At 39.5% G+C, this 19,409-nt stretch carries 22 protein-coding genes and 1 other annotated feature; all 22 genes read left to right on the top strand.

Annotated elements, in window-relative coordinates; translation table 11 throughout:
* The first annotated feature begins 49 nt into the window (after positions 1-49).
* Positions 50-1,381, top strand: a complete 1,332-nt coding sequence (gene murC / locus ACSYTE_RS05140; protein WP_491716390.1) for a UDP-N-acetylmuramate--L-alanine ligase — start codon at positions 50-52, stop codon at positions 1,379-1,381.
* An 89-nt stretch (positions 1,382-1,470) separates the two neighbouring features.
* Positions 1,471-2,169: a Bax inhibitor-1/YccA family protein gene (locus tag ACSYTE_RS05135; RefSeq protein ID WP_491716389.1), complete on the top strand. Its 699-nt coding sequence runs from the start codon at positions 1,471-1,473 to the stop codon at positions 2,167-2,169.
* A 121-nt stretch (positions 2,170-2,290) separates the two neighbouring features.
* Positions 2,291-4,930: a DNA polymerase I gene (polA, locus tag ACSYTE_RS05130; RefSeq protein ID WP_491716388.1), complete on the top strand. Its 2,640-nt coding sequence runs from the start codon at positions 2,291-2,293 to the stop codon at positions 4,928-4,930.
* A gap of 14 nt (positions 4,931-4,944) precedes the next feature.
* The gene (mutM, locus tag ACSYTE_RS05125) at positions 4,945-5,784 is read left to right on the top strand and encodes a bifunctional DNA-formamidopyrimidine glycosylase/DNA-(apurinic or apyrimidinic site) lyase (RefSeq protein WP_491716387.1); all 840 of its coding nucleotides are present in this window, start codon (positions 4,945-4,947) and stop codon (positions 5,782-5,784) included.
* A complete protein-coding gene (gene coaE, locus ACSYTE_RS05120) occupies positions 5,777-6,367 on the top strand; it encodes a dephospho-CoA kinase (RefSeq protein ID WP_491716386.1) in 591 nt (196 codons plus the stop codon). Before mutM ends, coaE begins: the two co-directional genes overlap by 8 nt.
* Before the next feature lie 18 nt (positions 6,368-6,385).
* Positions 6,386-6,871 carry a transcriptional regulator NrdR gene (gene nrdR / locus ACSYTE_RS05115; protein ID WP_491716385.1) on the top strand — a complete coding sequence of 162 codons (486 nt, stop codon included), beginning with the start codon at positions 6,386-6,388 and terminating at the stop codon, positions 6,869-6,871.
* Positions 6,871-8,277, top strand: a complete 1,407-nt coding sequence (locus tag ACSYTE_RS05110) for a DnaD domain protein (protein WP_491716384.1) — start codon at positions 6,871-6,873, stop codon at positions 8,275-8,277. Before nrdR ends, ACSYTE_RS05110 begins: the two co-directional genes overlap by 1 nt.
* A 20-nt stretch (positions 8,278-8,297) precedes the next feature.
* The gene (gene dnaI, locus ACSYTE_RS05105; protein ID WP_491716383.1) at positions 8,298-9,212 is read left to right on the top strand and encodes a primosomal protein DnaI; all 915 of its coding nucleotides are present in this window, start codon (positions 8,298-8,300) and stop codon (positions 9,210-9,212) included.
* 356 nt (positions 9,213-9,568) lie between these two features.
* Entirely contained in the window at positions 9,569-11,512 is a 1,944-nt protein-coding gene (gene thrS, locus ACSYTE_RS05100; protein WP_491716382.1) for a threonine--tRNA ligase, read from the top strand.
* 45 nt (positions 11,513-11,557) lie between these two features.
* Positions 11,558-11,687 (top strand) — a sequence feature (ribosomal protein L20 leader region).
* A gap of 35 nt (positions 11,688-11,722) precedes the next feature.
* Complete coding sequence (gene infC / locus ACSYTE_RS05095; RefSeq protein WP_491716381.1) at positions 11,723-12,232, top strand: translation initiation factor IF-3; 510 nt, start codon at positions 11,723-11,725, stop codon at positions 12,230-12,232.
* Between the two features lie 46 nt (positions 12,233-12,278).
* On the top strand, positions 12,279-12,470 hold the full coding sequence (rpmI, locus tag ACSYTE_RS05090) for a 50S ribosomal protein L35 (RefSeq protein WP_491716380.1): 192 nt from the start codon (positions 12,279-12,281) through the stop codon (positions 12,468-12,470).
* Positions 12,471-12,506: 36 nt separating this feature from the next.
* A complete protein-coding gene (gene rplT, locus ACSYTE_RS05085; RefSeq protein WP_491716379.1) occupies positions 12,507-12,863 on the top strand; it encodes a 50S ribosomal protein L20 in 357 nt (118 codons plus the stop codon).
* A 117-nt stretch (positions 12,864-12,980) separates the two neighbouring features.
* Positions 12,981-13,508: a YqeG family HAD IIIA-type phosphatase gene (locus tag ACSYTE_RS05080; RefSeq protein WP_491716378.1), complete on the top strand. Its 528-nt coding sequence runs from the start codon at positions 12,981-12,983 to the stop codon at positions 13,506-13,508.
* A 2-nt stretch (positions 13,509-13,510) separates the two neighbouring features.
* Positions 13,511-14,629, top strand: coding sequence for a ribosome biogenesis GTPase YqeH (gene yqeH, locus ACSYTE_RS05075; RefSeq protein WP_491716377.1), 1,119 nt, complete (start codon positions 13,511-13,513; stop codon positions 14,627-14,629).
* Between the two features lie 10 nt (positions 14,630-14,639).
* Positions 14,640-14,951 (top strand): ribosome assembly RNA-binding protein YhbY, encoded by a 312-nt coding sequence (gene yhbY, locus ACSYTE_RS05070; RefSeq protein WP_491716376.1) that lies wholly within the window; start codon positions 14,640-14,642, stop codon positions 14,949-14,951.
* Between the two features lie 12 nt (positions 14,952-14,963).
* Complete coding sequence (locus tag ACSYTE_RS05065; protein WP_491717301.1) at positions 14,964-15,596, top strand: nicotinate-nucleotide adenylyltransferase; 633 nt, start codon at positions 14,964-14,966, stop codon at positions 15,594-15,596.
* Positions 15,589-16,212, top strand: a complete 624-nt coding sequence (gene yqeK, locus ACSYTE_RS05060) for a bis(5'-nucleosyl)-tetraphosphatase (symmetrical) YqeK (RefSeq protein ID WP_491716375.1) — start codon at positions 15,589-15,591, stop codon at positions 16,210-16,212. Before ACSYTE_RS05065 ends, yqeK begins: the two co-directional genes overlap by 8 nt.
* A gap of 6 nt (positions 16,213-16,218) precedes the next feature.
* The gene (rsfS, locus tag ACSYTE_RS05055; protein ID WP_491717300.1) at positions 16,219-16,575 is read left to right on the top strand and encodes a ribosome silencing factor; all 357 of its coding nucleotides are present in this window, start codon (positions 16,219-16,221) and stop codon (positions 16,573-16,575) included.
* Entirely contained in the window at positions 16,575-17,306 is a 732-nt protein-coding gene (locus tag ACSYTE_RS05050) for a class I SAM-dependent DNA methyltransferase (protein WP_491716374.1), read from the top strand. Before rsfS ends, ACSYTE_RS05050 begins: the two co-directional genes overlap by 1 nt.
* Before the next feature lie 3 nt (positions 17,307-17,309).
* Complete coding sequence (locus ACSYTE_RS05045; protein ID WP_491716373.1) at positions 17,310-18,452, top strand: nucleotidyltransferase; 1,143 nt, start codon at positions 17,310-17,312, stop codon at positions 18,450-18,452.
* A gap of 76 nt (positions 18,453-18,528) precedes the next feature.
* Entirely contained in the window at positions 18,529-19,086 is a 558-nt protein-coding gene (locus tag ACSYTE_RS05040) for a DUF177 domain-containing protein (protein WP_491716372.1), read from the top strand.
* A 53-nt stretch (positions 19,087-19,139) separates the two neighbouring features.
* Positions 19,140-19,322, top strand: coding sequence for a 50S ribosomal protein L32 (gene rpmF / locus ACSYTE_RS05035; protein WP_491716371.1), 183 nt, complete (start codon positions 19,140-19,142; stop codon positions 19,320-19,322).
* Positions 19,323-19,409: the final 87 nt, after the last annotated feature.

Here is a 19,409-nt window from a genome sequence, read left to right as displayed (position 1 = left end):
GGATTCTGCTAATATAAAAGAGTGCCAGAATAGGTAGGGGGAAATAAAGTTGGATAAGAATACAATTTACCATTTTGTTGGGATTAAAGGAACTGGGATGAGTGCGATGGCTTTGATCTTACATGATCAGGGTTATCAAGTTCAGGGTTCTGATATTGACCAATATACTTTTACGCAACGGGGATTGGAACAAGCAGGGATCGATATTTTACCATTTGATCCTGATAATATTCATGAAGGACTCACCATCGTTGCTGGAAATGCATTTAAAGATGATCATCCAGAAATTGCGAAGGCCCGTGAAATGGGTTTAAGGATTTATCGCTATCATGAACTACTTGGTGAAATGATCAATGGCTATACTAGCATTGGAATCGCTGGTGCCCATGGTAAGACCAGTACAACTGGTTTATTAGCCCATGTTTTGAGTGGGATTTCTGCTACTGATTACCTAATTGGTGACGGTAGTGGGAAGGGTGTGCCAGATGCTAGATTCTTTGTTTATGAAGCTGATGAATATCGTCGTCATTTCCTAGCCACTAGCCCAGATTACGCAATTATGACTAACATTGATTTTGATCATCCCGATTACTATACTGGAATCGATGATGTATTCGATGCTTTTCAAACTTTTGCTAATCAGGTTAAGAAGGGAATCTTTATTTGGGGTGATGACCAAAACCTACGGAAATTAACTGCTAACGTGCCGATTTACTCTTATGGGACTAATAAGGATGATGATTTTAGAGCCGTAAATATTAAACGGACAACTGAGGGATCAACTTTTGATGTCATTCATAATGACAAGGAACTAGGTAACTTTAAGATTCCACTGTTTGGTGAACATAACATCTTGAACTCACTTGCAGTCATTGCGGTTTCATACTTTGAAGATGTTAATTTGGCTGAAATTAGAAACGAGCTTTTAACTTTCAAGGGGGTTAAAAGACGGTTTGCACAGCGCAAGGTCTCAGACATGGTCATTATTGATGATTATGCGCACCACCCATCGGAAATCAATGCCACTTTGGATGCTGCTAGACAAGAATACCCTAATAAAGAAATTGTTGCGGTTTTCCAACCCCACACTTTTAGTCGGACGATTGCCTATTTAGATGACTTTGCTAAGAGCTTGAATAAGGCGGATAAAGTCTACGTTACTAAAATCTATGGTTCACCACGTGAAAAAACGGGGAATGTTTCGAGTCAAGATTTAGTTAATAAAATCACTAAGGACGGTGGATTGATTCAAGCTGAAAACCTATCACCACTGCTCGACTATAAAAATGCCGTAATCATCTTTATGGGGGCTGGTGATATTCAAAAGTATGAAAAAATTTATGAAAATTTGTTAAATGATTTACGGCCAAACGTAAATTAATGGTTAAAATGATTTATGATTACCAATTAGTTTGGTATAATTGTCTAAATAGTTTATATAGATGTAATTTATAGAAAAGAGGGATTTCCTTGAATAATTTTGATCAACCAACAGATAGAAGAGCTGTTAACAACGCCGTCGGGGTCAATTCATTTTTTGCCCGCGTTTACGGTTGGATGGGTTCTTCGATTTTAATTTCAGCATTGGTTGCATTCTTAGTAGTTAAAAATGGAATTTCGATGTCTGGTGGTGCCGCACTAGTACTAATGTTAGTTTGGGCGTTTATCCCATTCTTCATTCAACACGCAGCGATGCGTAATGCCGGGTTAGGCTTGGCGTTATTGTTTATTTATTCGGCAATGACCGGGTTCGTATTCTCGAACATCTTGATGGTCTACACGAGTACATCGATCGTAGCAGCATTCGTTTCGAGTGCGAGCTTATTCATTACGATGAGTGTGTATGGATTTATCACGAAGAAGAGTTTAGCTAAGATGGGCACGATCTTGACGGCGGCATTGATCGCCATCATCGTGGCGATGTTGATTAACATGTTCTTACACATCGGGATGTTATCACTTATCATCTCAATCGTTTCAGTGGTGATCTTTACCGGATTGACTGCTTACGATACGCAAATGCTAAAGCAATTCTATAACCAAAATGGTGATAGTAGCTCCGCTACTGGAATTGCTATTGGTGGAGCATTGATGCTTTACTTGAATTTCATTAACTTGTTCTTGAGCTTATTACAAATCTTTGGAGCAGGCGGTAATAACCGTAGCTAATCATTACTAAAAAAGAAGGGACTTTCGATGATAATATCGAAGGTCTCTTTTTTAAATCGCTTTGAATTGTTATATAATGTTAAAAGGAATAATTCGAAAATAACGACTAAGGAGATTATACATGGCTGATAAGAGACTACTATTAATTGATGGTAATAGCATCGCATTTAAAGCTTTTTATGCCCTCTATCAATATGACGATCGATTTACTAATCATGATGGCTTACATACCAGCGCCATCTACGGATTTAACACAATGTTAGACAATATGTTAGATGTTGTTAAGCCCACTGCTGCATTGGCTGCATTTGATGCTGGTAAAACTACTTTTAGGACTAAGTTGTTCCATGAATACAAAGGTGGTCGTAAAAAAACACCAGTAGAATTGATAGAACAGTTCCCATATATTGAAGAGCTTTTGCATGCTCGCGGAATTAAAAGTTACAAGTTACCAGACTATGAAGCAGACGATATTATCGGGACGCTCGCTAAACAGGCCGAAGCTGATGGCTATGAAGTGACCATCGTTACTGGGGATCGCGATCTCACCCAGCTATGTTCTGATAAAACTACTGTTAGTATTTCTAAGACTGGTGTTAGTCAAACTCAACATTACACTGCGGATTACGTGAAAGAAACGATGGGGATTACACCAGCTCAAATCATTGATTTAAAAGGCTTACAGGGTGATAATTCCGATAATTATCCTGGCGTTAATAAGGTGGGACCCAAGACAGCTGATAAATTAATTAAGCAGTACGGTTCGATCGAAAACTTATATGCGCATATTGATGAAATTACCGCTAAAAAGTTAAAGGAGCACTTGATTGAAGATCATGACCAGGCGTTATTATCTAAGCAATTGGCTACTATTGACCGTAATGCACCGATTAAAATTGGCGTATCTGATTTGGCTTATTTAGGAGATCAATCAGCTGAATTAACTGCTTTTTATCAAAAAATGGATTTCAGAAAATTCTTAAGTGAAATGGATAGTCAACCTGATCCTGATGTTAAATTTACGGTCCTAGATGAAAATAATATTAATGAATTATCGGACTTAGGCTCAGAATTGACTTTTTACCTAGCCATGGATGGTGATAATTATCACACCGCACCGTTTGTAGGGTTTGTAATTGGTACGAGTGCTGGTTGGTACGTATCGAGGAATGTGGAATTATTAAAGCAATCCCCGCTAGCGGATTTATTGGCTGATTCTGCCATTAAGATTGATGTTTTTGATGCTAAGCGGGCCTATGTAGGATTACATCGGCTTGGCGTTGAGCTTAATCATGTTGATTTTGATATGCTATTGGTTTCTTATCTTTTGAATACTAATGATAATCGGAATGATTTAAGTAGGGTTGCTAGTGAACATGGTTACTACAATGTTCAAAGTGATGAAACCGTCTATGGGAAGGGTGCTAAACGCACCATTCCAGCAGATGATGACGTTTTATTTGGCCACTTGGCAGCCAAGGCAAATGCGATTTCAGAATTAAAGACGAAAATGTTTCAAGAACTAGCCGATCACGATCAAACGAAACTCTACGAGCAAATTGAACTGCCAATTGCATTCGTTTTGGCACGGATGGAAATTAATGGAATCGCAGTCGACCAAGATCAATTGAGCGCAATGGGCAGTAAGCTATCTGAGCGGATTGCCGAATTTGAACAGGCCATCTATAATGAAGCTGGCGTAGAATTTAATATTGGCTCACCCAAACAACTCGGCACCATTTTATTTGAGAAATTAAAATTACCAGTTATTAAGCGAACTAAGACGGGTTATTCCACCTCAGTGGACGTTTTAGAAAAGTTAGCTCCTGATGCGCCAATCGTTGATGATATTTTAAAATATCGTCAATTAGCGAAACTATCATCGACTTATGTTGATGGGCTCCTAAAAGTGGTTTCACCCGCAGATAATAAGGTCCATACGCGTTATTTGCAGACTTTAACACAAACGGGAAGACTGTCTTCAGTTGATCCGAACTTACAAAATATTCCGATTCGGACTGATGAAGGCCGCCAGATTAGACGCGCGTTCGTCCCTAGCCATCCCGATTGGCAGATCTTTACTTCTGATTACTCACAAATTGAATTAAGGGTCTTGGCATCGATCAGTGGTGATACCAATATGCAAGACGAATTTTTGCACAATGATGATATTCACGCTTCAACTGCTCGGCGGATTTTTGGATTGACTTCTAACGATGAAGTGACCCCTAATTTAAGAAGACAGGCTAAGGCCGTTAACTTTGGGATTGTTTATGGAATCAGTGACTACGGATTAGCTCGTAATACAGGGATTAGCCGTGCTGATGCTAAACAGTTCATTGAGAAGTACTTTGCTGAATATCCAAACGTTCACAAATATATGCAAGATTCAGTTGAACAGGCCCATGAAAAGGGGTATGTTGAAACGCTGACCAACCGTAGGCGCTATTTGCCAGATATTAATTCTCGTAATTTCAACCTTCGTTCATTTGCTGAAAGAACGGCGATGAACTCACCAATTCAGGGAAGTGCCGCTGATATTATTAAGATTGCGATGATTAATATGGAAAAAGCAATTAGTGGGATGCAAGCAAAGATGTTATTACAAATCCATGATGAATTAGTTTTTGAGGCCCCAGCGGAAGAAATTCCCGTTCTCGAAAAGCTGGTTCCTAAGGTAATGGATTACGCAGTTAAGTTACATGTACCGCTAAAGGTAGCTAGTCACTTTGGCGCTACTTGGTACGATGCAAGTAAATAAAGAGAGGTTAAAAAATGCCAGAATTACCAGAAGTTGAAACCGTCCGTAAGGGACTGACCGAATTAGTTAAGGGTGCTCACATCAAAAGTGTTGATGTAATTTACCCTAAGATGCTAAACGTAGAACCGAAAACATTTATCGACTGCCTAGCTGATAGTACAATTACTAAGATTGACAGACGGGGGAAGTACCTATTATTTAGGTTGGACAATGGGCATACCGTTGTTTCACATTTACGAATGGAAGGTAAGTACGACGTTGAAAAAGACGGCACTAAGCCTAGTAAGCATACCCATATTATTATGCATTTGGCCGATGGTCGGGAATTAAGATATAACGACAGTCGGAAATTTGGTCGGATGTATTTAATTAAAAATGGTGACGAAAAGACCCTTTCAGGATTAGGAACGATTGGTCCCGAACCAACCGAATCAGATTTAACGTTTGATTACATGAAACGGATCATGAATAAAAGTCGTGGGAAAATCAAGCCATTTTTATTGAACCAAGACCATATTTCTGGATTAGGTAATATTTATACTGATGAGGTCCTTTGGATGAGTAAAATTCATCCAGAACAACAGACTAATTTGATTTCAGATGAACAGATCAGCGAATTACGGAAGAATATTATTAAAGAAATTGCCCTGGCAATTAAGGGTCATGGAACGACCGTTCATTCTTATTCGAATGCCTTTGGTGAAGCAGGCCAGTTCCAAAGTCAATTGCATGTGTACGGCAAAAAGGGCCAACCTTGTGAACGTTGTGGAACCCCGATTGAAAAAATCAAAGTTGCTCAACGGGGGACTAGCTTTTGTCCCAATTGTCAACGAATCGTAAGTGCTAATGACTAAGTTATTAGGCTTAACTGGTAGCATTGGGACTGGTAAATCCACCGTTAGTAGGGAATTGTCAGCCCATGGCGTTCCAATTATCGATGCGGATGCAATTGCCCACACCCTCCAGTTAAGGGGGACCGATTGTTATAATGAGCTTGTAGAAAAATTTGGCAATGAGATTGCGGGCGAATATTCCATCGATCGAAAACGCTTGGGGGAAATCGTTTTTGCAGACCCTGCCAAACTGTTGTTATTGAATCGGACGATGGATATATACATTCGTGGGATGATTTTAGATCAAATTCATGATTATAGCCTAAAACAAATTGACTTGGTGGTCTTAGATGCACCTTTGTTATATGAATTAGGGTATGCAAATTATGTTGATTTGGTAGTGATGGTTACATGTGATCCAACAATTCAAGTTTCGCGACTTAAAATGCGTAATCACATTAGCACCACACAAGCAGTTCGTTTAATTGGTAAGCAGTGGCCGCAATCAATTAAGCAAAATTTAGCAGATGTGGTCATTAATAACTCAGGTTCGATTAGTCAAACTAGCCAACAAGTGTTAAAATTACTGGATAAATTACGATAAAACGATGAGGTGATTAAGATGAAATGTCCCCATTGTCATAAAAATAGTTCAAAGGTAGTTGATTCCAGACCTACCAATGATGGGACTGTAATTAGAAGACGCCGTGAATGTGAAAAATGTGGATATCGCTATACCACTTTTGAACGAATTGAGTCGGCACCACTATTAGTGATTAAGCATAATGGGAATCGCGAGGAATTTAGTCGTGATAAGATGTTACGCGGGATTATTCGCTCTGCCGAGAAAAGACCCGTTTCAATGGATAAAATGACTAAAATCGTTGATGAAGTTGAAGCTAAGGTTAGATCGATCGGCGAAACAGAGGTTTCCAGCCAACTAATTGGTGAGTATGTGATGAAGGCTTTATCAGATGTTGATGAAATTGCGTATATTCGTTTTGCAAGTGTTTATCGGCAGTTTAAGGATATGACGGTATTTTATAATGAAATGAAAGAAGTCATGAACCGTGATCATGATAAAGAATCAAAGGATAATGATAAATAATGGCTAATCAATTAACACAAAATGATCCTCAGGCAGGCTTTATTGTTGTTAAAAATGAACGATTATCTGATTTAGCGAGTGAATCCATTGATTTGTTGTATCAACCAATAATTGGCTGCAATGCGACTGCATTGATTCGCTTGTTTTGGAGATATAGTAATGAACAAAAGGTTGATTATAGACAACGCTCTCACTATGACTTATTTTCGTTTCTTCAATTTGATTTTAGGGAGTTTACGGAATGTCGCATCAAATTAGAAGGGGCGGGACTTTTGAAAACGTTCGTGCAGCCAACGGATGCTAAACCGATAATGTTATATCAACTAGTGCCCCCACTAACGAATCGCCAGTTTTTTAATGACGATTTATTAAGCTTGGCACTATTGGAAAACATTGGTGAAAAGATGTATCACGAGCTTGCCGACCGCCTTTTGATCAAGCCCTTTCCAATGGAACATGCGTCAGAAATTACTCAAGATTTCTTGGATTCATTTCAGATCGATGCTGATCAACTCACCAATCAACCGAATACGATTGGTAATTTAAAGCAAGAATACGATTTGAATGATACCCAGAAACCAACCCCTAATTCACAGCCTCAATTAGCGGCTAGTGATGATTTTGATTTTCAATTGGTCTTAGACAGTGTTGCAAAGTCGTATGTGCGGATTGATCAGGTGAAAAAGAACTATAATTTAATCTTGAATGAACACCGTTTGTATGGCATTGACGAGCTCGCATTGGCTAGGTTGATCATTCAGTCGACTAACATTAAGAACAATGTTTTTGATCCTGAAAAATTAAAGATTTTGGTCAATCGGATGTATCAAAAAGCGCCAGTAAAACAATCGGTGCCACCTAATCAAAATGCTAATAATGATGCTGAAACTCAAAATGATGATTTTAGTGATCAGGAAAAATTACTATTAAAAAATGTAAGTCAATTTCCACCTCTTCAATTTTTACAGAATTTAAAACATCAACTTGGTGGGTTTCCCTCCAGTTCTGAAAATAAAATGATTGAAGAAATGTTGAACCGTAACGTAATGAACACGAGCGTAATCAATATGTTGGTTTACCACATTTTAGTGGATATGAACAAAACCCAGCTTTATCAAGATAGCTTTGAACGAATCGCAAACGAGTGGGTTCAAAAATATCATGTTAAAACGACGCGGGATGCAATGCTTGCCATTAAGGATTACAATCGTAAAAAAGAGGCTAGCAGTAATAATGGTAGCCGTAATTTTCAGGGAAATGGTGGCTATCGCAGAAAGCAACCAATGGTCAAAAAGCCGGTCCCATATTGGCTAAGAAAGGACTATCAACCCGATGTAAAGCCAATCAGTGAGGAAAGCCTAAAGAAGGGCAAGGAAATGCTTAGAAAATTCCGTGAAGATAATTAGGGGGTGTAAATATTAAAAAGTTGGAAGAAGAATTACAGAACGTGTTGAAAAATCATACTGGCAATGAAAGTAGTTACCGTGATTTAATGAATCAAGCTTGCTCTGATCCTGATGTTAAAAAGTTTATTAATGAACATCATATTAGTAACGATGCGGTTCGCCATTCTGCCTCCCGCATTTATGAATACGTTCAACAAAAGAATAAGCTATCACGCGGTGGGGAAATGATCCCTGGATATCAACCACAATTGACATTTGATGGGAAGTTGATCGATATTACCTACTCACCGACCCTAGCGACGATTGAAAAACAAAAGACGAAGGCAATGAAGGATCGGGTTAAGTCGATTGCAATGCCAAAGCAAACTCGTGATGCTAGTTTTGACAGTTATCTAATGAGCAGTGACGCACGGGTGCACCTCCTAGAAGTTGCAATGGATTTTATCCATCGTTTATCTGATCATCCTGATCAATTTGTTAAGGGGCTGTATCTTTGGGGAACGTTTGGGGTTGGTAAGACATATACCCTCGGAGCAATCGCAAATGAGCTTGCTAAAAAAGGCTTATCTTCGACTTTGATTAACTTTCCTAGTTTCACGGTTGAATTAAAAAATTCAATTCAATTTAATACGACTGGTGCTAAAATTGATTCAGTCAAGAAGGCCCCAATTTTAATGATTGATGATATTGGAGCCGACGTGCTTTCTGAATGGATTCGAGATGAAGTATTGGGAGTTATTTTAGAGTATCGAATGCAAAATGAGTTGCCGACACTATTTAGCTCAAATTATTCGATGAATGCCCTAGAAGAAGATCATTTACCCTACGATAAACGGAATCAAGAAGATAAGGTCCGTTCTGGAAGAATTATGCAAAGAATTCGTTTTCTAGCGAATGAGTACCAGATGGATGGTAAAAATATGCGTTTGCAGTAAGCTAGGTGTTTTACTTGACATTATTGCTAAATAATAGTTTAATGATAATTGAAAAATCTTTACTAGCTAAAAGTGTTTGAAGACATGATTTGCGAATCCAAATTTATTAGGGAAGAGGGGCATTTGCTGAAAGTCCTTCTAATTTGGTCGGAAGTTACCACTTCATTTGACTGCCTATTGGAAATAATAGGTCGTTTGGTTAACGTTAGATACTAAATTAAGTGTTCATAGGCTTATTTACTATGGATAATTGGGTGGAACCGCGCTTATTACGACGTCCCATGTGTGCTCATTGAAGTACGCATGGGACGTTTTTTAGTCTAGTAAAGATAATAATATTAAAGGGGATCATAAATATGGCTCAACTTTCATTTGAATTTCCAGACGGCAGCGTAAAAGAATTTGACGCTGGCGTTACGACAGAAGATATCGCAAAGTCAATTTCAATCAGTTTGGCTAAAAAGTCAGTTGCTGGTAAGGTTGATGGACAATCATTTGGTTTGAAAACACCACTTCAAAAGGGTGGTAAGATTGAAATTGTTACTAAGGACGATGCAGAAGGCTTGACTGTTTTACGGCGGACTGCTGCACAATTATTAAAGGCCGTATTAGCAGACTCATTCGCAGACATTCGCTTCGGGGAAAGTACTTCTGATGAAGATGGCTTCTTTGTTGATACTGATAAGAACGATCGTCAAGTCAGTGCTGATGAATTAGATGGTTTAGCTGATAAGATCAACCAATTAGTTAAGGATGATGTACAATTAGAACGCAAGGAATTATCACTTGAAGATGCTTTAAAGCAAGTTGATGGTGATCCTTACCAAGCTGTTTTAGTTCGTAAGTTAGCTAAGGATGATAAGGTGGTCTTCTATCAAATCGGCGATTACTTGAGCTTAGGCGAAGGGGTCGTATTACCAGATGCTAAACCACTTAAGTTCTTCAAGCTCCTTTCAGTTGCTGGTGCTTATTGGGAAGGTAAGTCATCTAACCCAATGTTACAAAGAATCTACGCAACTGCATTCTTTAAGAAGGATGATTTAGAAGCAGACTTAAAGCAACGCCAAGAAGCAAAGGAACGTGACCACCGAGTAATCGGTAACCAATTGGACCTCTTCTTCGTTGACCCTAAAGTGGGTGCTGGGCTTGCTTATTGGATGCCAAATGGTGCTACGGTCCGTCGGGTCATCGAACGCTACATTATCGACAAGGAAGTAAACAACGGCTACCAACACGTTGTTACGCCAGTATTGATGAATCTAGACGTTTACAAGACTTCAGGACACTGGGCACACTATCGTGAAGACATGTTCCCACCAATGGACATGGGTGATGGTGAACAACTAGAATTACGGCCAATGAACTGTCCTAGCCACATCCAAATTTACAACCACCATATCCGTTCATACCGTGATCTACCAATGCGGGTGGCTGAATTAGGGATGATGCACAGATTTGAAAAATCAGGAGCGTTAAGTGGTTTACAACGGGTTCGTGAAATGACGTTAAATGATGGTCACACGTTCGTTGCACCAGACCAAATCCAAGAAGAATTCAAGAAGATCTTGCACTTAATGATGGACGTTTACAACGACTTCGACATTAAGGAATACCACTTCAGATTAAGTTACCGCGATCCTAAGAATACTGAAAAGTACTTTGATGATGATGAAATGTGGAACAAGTCCCAATCAATGCTTAAGGGTGCCATGGATGAACTTGGCTTAGACTACGTTGAAGCTGAAGGGGAAGCTGCATTCTATGGTCCAAAACTTGATGTTCAAACTTACACTGCATTGGGTAATGAAGAAACACTTTCCACGATCCAATTAGACTTCATGTTACCAGAACGTTTCGATCTTCATTACGTTGGAGAAGATGGTAAGGAACACCGTCCAGTTATGATCCACCGTGGATTAGTATCAACGATGGAAAGATTCGTGGCTTACTTGATCGAACAATACAAGGGTGCATTCCCAACTTGGCTAGCACCAAAGCAAGTTAAGATTATCCCAGTTAGTGAAGAAAAACATGGTGACTACGCTCGCAAGGTTAACGAAAAACTTCGCAAGGAAGGAATTCGTTCCGAAGTTGACGAACGGGCTGAAAAGATGGGCTACTTGATTCGTGATGCCCAAACCCATAAGATTCCATACACGATCGTGGTTGGTGACGAAGAAGTGAAGAACGAAAACGTTTCCGTTCGTCGTTACGGACATGAAGAAAGTAATACAGAATCATTTGCTGATTTTGAATCACAAATTAAAAATGATATCAATAACTATTCTCGAGAAGATTAATTCATTCTTGACGGATTAGTTAGAAACTGTTATATTATTAGTAACGATAAAAAGCAGAAGCATCCCGCTTCTCGCCTGAGTGATAATTGTCGCTGGGCAAATGTACGGTAAAAAATCTGAATTTGATTCGGATTAAAAAGCGGGTGCCTTAGTGCGCCCGCTTTTTCTGCTTTTTAAATTATTTGGAGGTGGATTACCATAGCAAACGATATGATGGTCAATGAAGGAATTCGGTCTCGCGATGTCCGTTTAATTGACGCTCAAGGCGAACAACTCGGTGTGAAGACTAAGGCTGAAGCATTGAAGTTAGCAGAGGATGCTAATTTAGATCTTGTTTTAGTTGCACCTAAAGCAAAGCCACCAGTTGCAAAGATTCTCGATTACGGTAAGTACCGTTTCGAACAACAAAAAAAGGCTCGCAAGTCTCGTCAAAGTCAAAAGACAATCAGCGTCAAAGAAATTCGTTTAAGTCCAACCATCGACACGAATGACTTTAATACGAAGTTAAAGCGTGTTCAAACATTCTTAAGCAAGGGTGCTAAAGTGCGAGTTTCAATTCGTTTCAAGGGGCGTGCAATTACCCATAAAGAAATTGGTCGGGATGTCTTAAATAAGATGGCCGATGCAACTAAGGATGTTGCGGTTGTTACTCAAAGAGCTAAAATGGAAGGGCGGAGCATGTTCTTAATGCTTGCCCCAAACGACAATGAAAAGAAATAATTATTAAAATTATAATTATTATTATTTTTGAAGGAGGATATTTATAATGCCTAAGATCAAAACTAACCGCGCCGTAGCAAAGCGTTTCAAGAAAACTGCTAAGGGTGGTTTAAAGAGTGCGCATGCTTTTACTAGTCACCGTTTCCACGGTAAGACTAAGAAGCAACGTCGTCAATTACGTGGAACTCACGTAATCTCAGCATCAAACACTAAGAAGTACCTTAAGTTATTAAAGTAATTTAATTTGAGAACCATTATTTAGGAGGAATTTAATATGCCACGAGTTAAAGGTGGAACCGTTACACATGCACGCCGTAAGCGCATGCTAAAAGCAGCTAAGGGATACCGCGGTGCTAAGAGCCGTTTGTTCAAGACTGCTAAAGACCAAGTTATGAAGTCACGTACTTATGCATTCCGTGACCGTCGTAACAACAAAATCAACTTCAGAAAGCTTTGGATTGCACGGATCAATGCTGCTTCCAGAATTAATGGCTTAAGCTACAGCAAGCTTATGCACGGTTTGAAGTTAGCAAATATCGAAGTTAACCGTAAAATGTTAGCTGATTTAGCTGTTAACGATGCAGATGCATTTAAGGCATTCGCAGAAGCTGCTAAAAAAGCTTTAGCATAACAGAAATTAAAACTTTCACCAGACATTTTACTTGGTGAAAGTTTTTTTATCTAAATTGGATTGCCGTGTTGTTTACACTAAACACGGTTACATAATATTTAACTATGGGGAGAAGCTATGATCGAAAAATTAAAACCAACCTGGATGGTTTCAGCAATTTATGATTTAAAGCCGGCGCGTTTACAATCAATGGGGATTAAAGCAGTATTCACAGATTTGGATAATACGGTTATCCCTTGGAACAATCCAGACGGCACTCCTCAATTACGAGCTTGGCTTTCGACTTTAGCCGAGTTCAATATTCGCCTTGTGGTCATTTCTAATAACAAGCATTCACGAGTTAAGCGTGCGGTTAGTAATTTAAAATTATCATTTATTTCACGGGCGATGAAGCCGCTGCCGAATGGCATCAAGCGGGCTTTAAAACAATATCAACTTGATCGTGATCAAGTCATTATGGTCGGAGATCAAATCATGACCGATGTTTGGTCCGCAAATAATGCTGGCGTGCGGAGTGTATTGGTCAAGCCACTCGTGAATAGTGATGCTTGGATTACCGGAGTGAATCGTAAAATTGAAAAACGGGTAATAAGAAAGTTACAACAAAAGTACCCGAATCTTAAATGGCAGGAGGATATTAATTAATAATGGAAGATGAAGAATTAAGATGTGTTGGCTGTGGAGCTAAGATTCAGACCACGGACCCAGATGGTTTGGGATTTGTTCCTGCATCAGCCCTTAAAAATGCAGTTGATAATGATGAGGATGTTTACTGTAAACGGTGTTTTAGATTGCGTCATTATAATGAGATTTCACCAGTAAGTTTGACTGATGATGATTTTAGAATGTTGCTAAGTCAAATTCAAGATACCGATGCCTTGATCGTTTATGTAGTGGATATCTTTGATTTTAACGGAAGCTTAATTCCAGGATTACATCGTTTCGTCGGTGATAACCCCATCTTGATGGTGGGAAATAAGTCTGATTTATTACCTAGTTCATTTAAGCGGAGTAAATTGGCTGACTGGATTCGCCAGCAGGCCAATAAAAATGGGATTCGGCCAATTGATGTTGAATTGGTGTCCGCTAAAACTAACGATTCGGTTGACCACCTACTAGAAGTGATCGATAAGAAACGCAAGGGTCGCGACGTTTACGTAGTTGGGGTGACCAACGTTGGTAAGTCGACCTTGATTAACCAAATTATTAGACAAAGCACGGGGATTAAGGAATTGATTACGACTTCCCGTTTTCCTGGGACAACGTTAGATAAAATTGAAATCCCACTAGCCGATGGGAAACAGATTATTGATACTCCAGGGATCATTCACGCTCAACAGATGGCCCATTATTTGAACGGACGGGATTTAAAAATCGTGGCACCACAGAAAAAAATTAAGCCACGTTCATACCAATTAAATCCAGAACAGACGCTTTTCTTTGGTGGCGTGGCACGCTTTGACTATGTTGTAGGTGATCGTAAGCATGGTTTTACTGCATACGTTGAGAATAATCTTTTTGTCCATCGGACGAAGTTAATGAATGCTGATGCATTTTATGAAAAACACCTTGGTGATCTATTGACCCCGCCAAGTGGGGATGATCTAAAGCAATTTCCGAAATTAGTGCGGCATGAGTTTAAAACCACTGAAAAAAGTGATTTAGTAATTGAAGGATTAGGTTGGGTAACCGTTCCTGCAGGCGTAGTGGTTGCAGGATGGGCTCCCAAGCAGGTTGCCGTTTTAATGCGGCGTTCAATGATATAGGAGAATTTAAATGAACTTAAGAGGGAAACAAAAACGATTTTTAAGAGCGAAGGCGAACCGAATGAGACCATTGTTTTCGATTGGTAAGGAAGGGCTCAGTGATAATTGGTTGAACCAAGTTAATGATGCGTTGAACAATCGCGAATTAATGAAGGTCAACATCTTACAAAACTCTGCGGTAGAACCCGAAGATGTTCGTGAATTTGTGGAACATAATAGTGAAATTCAAGTAGTCCAAACAATTGGCCGCACGGTCTTATTATTTAAGATTGCGGATCAAGCTAAAAATCGGCATATTTCTGAGGATGTTAAACAAATCTAGAGGTAATTGATGATGAATAAGGTCGTATATCAAAGTAATGTTAAAACGCTAACGCAAATAATTGGTCATCGTGAAAATGGGCAAAACATTGGTTTATTGGGTGGAACTTTTAACCCAGTGCATACTGGTCATTTAATTATTGCAGATCAAGTGAGAAGCCAACTGGGCTTGGATCGAGTCTTATTAATGCCAGATGCCGTCCCCCCACATGTTGATCCAAAGCGCGCAATTGATGCGAGCCATCGGGTTAATATGTTACGATTAGCAACAGAGGATAACCCTAAATTAGGGATTGAATTATCCGAAGTCCTGCGGGGCGGGAAGAGTTTTAGTTTTGATACGATTAAGGAGTTGACCCAACGCTTTCCTAATAATAACTATTACTTTATTATTGGTGGTGATATGGTAGAGTATCTTCCAAAATGGTACCGAATCAATGACTTGATTAAGATGGTCCAATTCGTTGGGGTTAAGCGAAGTGGCTATCCAATCACTTCCAAGTACCCAGTGGTTTGGGTCGATGTTCCGATGATGGATGTTTCTTCAACGCTGATTAGGAGCAAGGTTCACCAAGGCCAGTCGATTCGTTATTTAGTACCCAGTGCAGTTACTAATTATATAAGGGAGAATCATCTTTATGAGTGAAGTGTTTTTGAATTATCAAGAAAATATTGTTTCGTATGATCGAGCCGAATTATTAAAGCGTTTAAATGCGGCACTGCGTCCTAAGCGATTTGCCCATGTGCAAAGAGTTGAACAAATGGCGATTAAATTAGCCCAATTGAATGGCGTGGATACAGAAATGGCCAGTATCGCCGGATTAGTTCATGATTACGCGAAACAACGCCCCGATGAGGACTTTGTGAAAACGATTAAGGAATATCGATTAGACCCCACTTTACTCAACTACGGGAATGCAGTTTGGCATGGTTACGTTGGTTGGATCCTAGTTAAAAATGAATTGGGCATTCACAATATTGATGTTTTAAATGCCGTTAAGTACCACACGATTGGTGCTCCATACATGAGTAAGTTGGCACAAATTGTCTACATGGCCGATTATATCGAAACTGGTCGTGATTTTCCTGGGGTGGAAGAAGCCCGTGCGATTACGTTTGACAATTTAGCGAATGGAGTGGCTTATCAAACCTTCCATACGTTAGATTATCTAGTCAATCAACATGTTGCGGTTTTTCCAAAAACAATTGATACTTTTAATGCTTGGGTACCTAACTCCGCATTGTACAGAGAGGATAAATAATAAATGATGAATAGTAAAGAAAAATTAGAAGTCGTTGTAAAAGCTGCTGATGATAAAAGAGCTCACGATATCGTGGCTCTAAACGTTGAACAAGTCAGTTTGATGGCTGATTATTTTGTGATTATGGACGCTGCTTCTAATCGGCAGGTAAAAGCAATTGCTGAAGCAATCGTTGATGAATCAGAAAAAGCATCGATCAATGTTAAACAAGTTGAGGGCAAGAATGAAGCTAAGTGGATTTTGATCGACTTAGGGGATGTTATCGTTCATGTTTTCCAAAAGGAACAACGTGAATTTTATGACATTGAAAAATTATGGTCTGACGCTGCTGAATTAGATTTGAGCAGCTGGGTCGTTGAATAATGATCTACAGTGAATTCGCTGAGTTATACGACGAATTGTTCGATCCAGAAATGTACGTGAAGTGGGTTGGCTTTGTTGAAAAATATGCTAAGTCCAAAGCATTTTTAGACTTAGCATGTGGGAACGGACGAATGGATATCGAACTTGCCAAGCGGGGGTTTGAACCAGTAGGGCTAGATTTATCCACCGACATGCTAGCGATTGCCAGTCAAAAGGCGGATCAAAGCGGAGTGCACTTTCCCTTGTTAAATGGGAATATGCTTGATCTAGAGGGATTGGATACCTTTCAGACCATCACTTGTTTTGATGATTCAATTTGTTATCTAAAAGATGCAGACCAGTTGTTACAAATGTTTACTCAGGTCGCACAACACTTGAGTGCAGATGGGGTCTTCTTGTTCGATGTGATCACCCCGTATCAGACCGATGTCGTTTATCCAGGGTATATGTATAATTATCATGATGAGTCAAGGGCCTTCATGTGGCGTTCATATTCAGGGGATGCACCCCATTCAGTCGAACATGATCTATCGTTTTTTAACTATAATCCAGCTAAAGAAGCCTACGATGAGATATCTGAATTACATTTAGAACGGACCTATCCAATGCCAACCTATCTTAAGACGCTCAAGAAGGCGGGATTCACTAACGTTAAACCTAGTGCTGATTTCGGTGATGCCGATGTTCAACCTGATACGACACGGTGGTTTTTCGTTGCGAAAAAGGAGTAACTGATGTTATCGGCTGTCGGCATTATTGCAGAATATAATCCGTTTCATAACGGGCATCTTTACCAGCTCCAAATGGCAAAACGCTTAGCCCACGCTGACGTTACAGTTGCCGTAATGAGTGGTAATTGGGTGCAAAGAGGCGCTCCTTCAATTGTTGATAAATGGCAGCGGACTGAAATGGCGTTGGCTGGTGGCGTCGATCTAGTAGTCGAGTTACCAGTTTTTGGAGCAGTTCAGCCTGCTGATATCTTCGCGTATGAAGCCATTCGGATCGTTGATCAATTAAAGTGTGATGCCTTAGCGTTCGGCTGTGAACATTCGAACTATGATTTTAAACGGCTGGGCCAACTTGAAGTGAAGGGTGATCAACAGCACTTTAAAGATTATCAGCAGAGCTATCCTGCTTTATTGCAAGCAGCGGTTAAATCTCAGTTAGGGGTGGCAATCGACCAACCTAATGATATCTTGGCTTTTAACTATGCGCGTGCAGTTCATAAATTGGCGAGTCCGATTAAATTGGTGCCCATCGAGCGAATCGGTAGTCAACATCATGATCAAAATTGGCAGACTAAATTTGCTAGTGCAACTGCCATTCGTCGTGCACTATTGGCGAAGAACGATGATGCAGGGGTATCAGAAGTGTTGCCAGCAAGTTCGCGGAAGATATTGTTATCATCAACACCGCAGCTGTTGGATTGGTTACTTTTTTGGCCCCAGTTGCGTTATCAGTTATTAACGACTTCACTGGCTGATTTACGATCGGTTTATCAAATGACCGAGGGTATCGAATCAAGGTTAAAACAAGCTGCCATTCAAAATGCTCGTTTCACTGACTTTATTGATGCCGTTAAGACCAAGCGCTACACCTATCCGCGGATTCAGCGGTTATTAGTGGCCACATTATTAAAATTGGACGCACACCAAATGCTTGGTCAATCTCCATACATTCGGGTATTAGGTTTTAGTCCACTTGGTCAACAGTATTTAAATCAGGTCAAAAAACAAATTGAGTGGCCAATTATTTCAAAGATAAGTCAATCAGTGCTACAATCACAGTTGGCAGTTGAATTTAAGGCTGGGATGTTGATTCAGATGCAAACCAATCAGTTCGAGGATTTGTATCGGCACCCAATTATTAAAAAATGAAGCTATCAAGGAAATTACCTTGACATTAAAATTGCTAATATGTATAATTAATCACGTTGCATTAGGAGGAACTGCTATGAAATGGTATTTGAGTGATTTAAAAGATTACAAAGCTGTACCACTTTCTGAAAAAGTTGAATTAGATTTAAAGGATGACCTTTTATCTAGATACTCTGATCAAATCATTGATGTTCAGCCTGTAAATGTTGAATCATATGTTTTTTATAATCAGGGGAAGGCAATTGTGAATGCACAGGTCAAGGGCGAAATTACGGTTCCGTCATCTCGTTCATTAACGCCTGTTAAATTGCCATTAGACTTTAGCATTAATGAAGTCTATGTTCCAGATGAAGCTGCCTTAAGGAGCTTCGAACAAGATGATAGTAACGCTAACGAGATTGCATTGGTCACCGATGAAGATGGGGCCATTGATTTTGATAAATCCGTAGCTGATAATATCATTCTGCAAATCCCAATGCATATTCTGTCACCGAAAGAGTCCGAACTAAACATTATGCCAGAAGGTGATGATTGGCAAGTAATTTCGGAGGATGACTATAAACATCCTAAGACAGATGATAAACCAGTTGATCCACGTCTTACCAAGTTAAAAGATTTCTTTAATCAAGATTAGTAAGGCTTAAAAATTTCACTAGTGGATATTTTAAAAAGAAGGAGGGGTTTATATTGGCTGTACCAGCAAGAAGAACTTCTAAAGCTAAGAAGCGCATGCGTCGGGGTCACATTAAGTTGAATGTCCCTGGTTTGACTCCATGCCCAAATTGTGGTGAATTACGTAAGTCACACTTCGTTTGCCCAAGTTGTGGTTATTACGATGGTAAAGATGTTATTAGTAACACTAATAACTAATTATCAGGATTAAAAAAGCTTTCAGAACACCATGGGTTCTGAAAGCTTTTTATTTTTCTGCTAAAACGATTAGACGTTGCTTAAAAA

It is taken from the genome of Nicoliella sp. ESL1120 (genome assembly GCF_058508515.1).
Note: the sequence above shows the minus strand (reverse complement) of the source record. Positions and strands in the feature narration are given on the sequence as shown.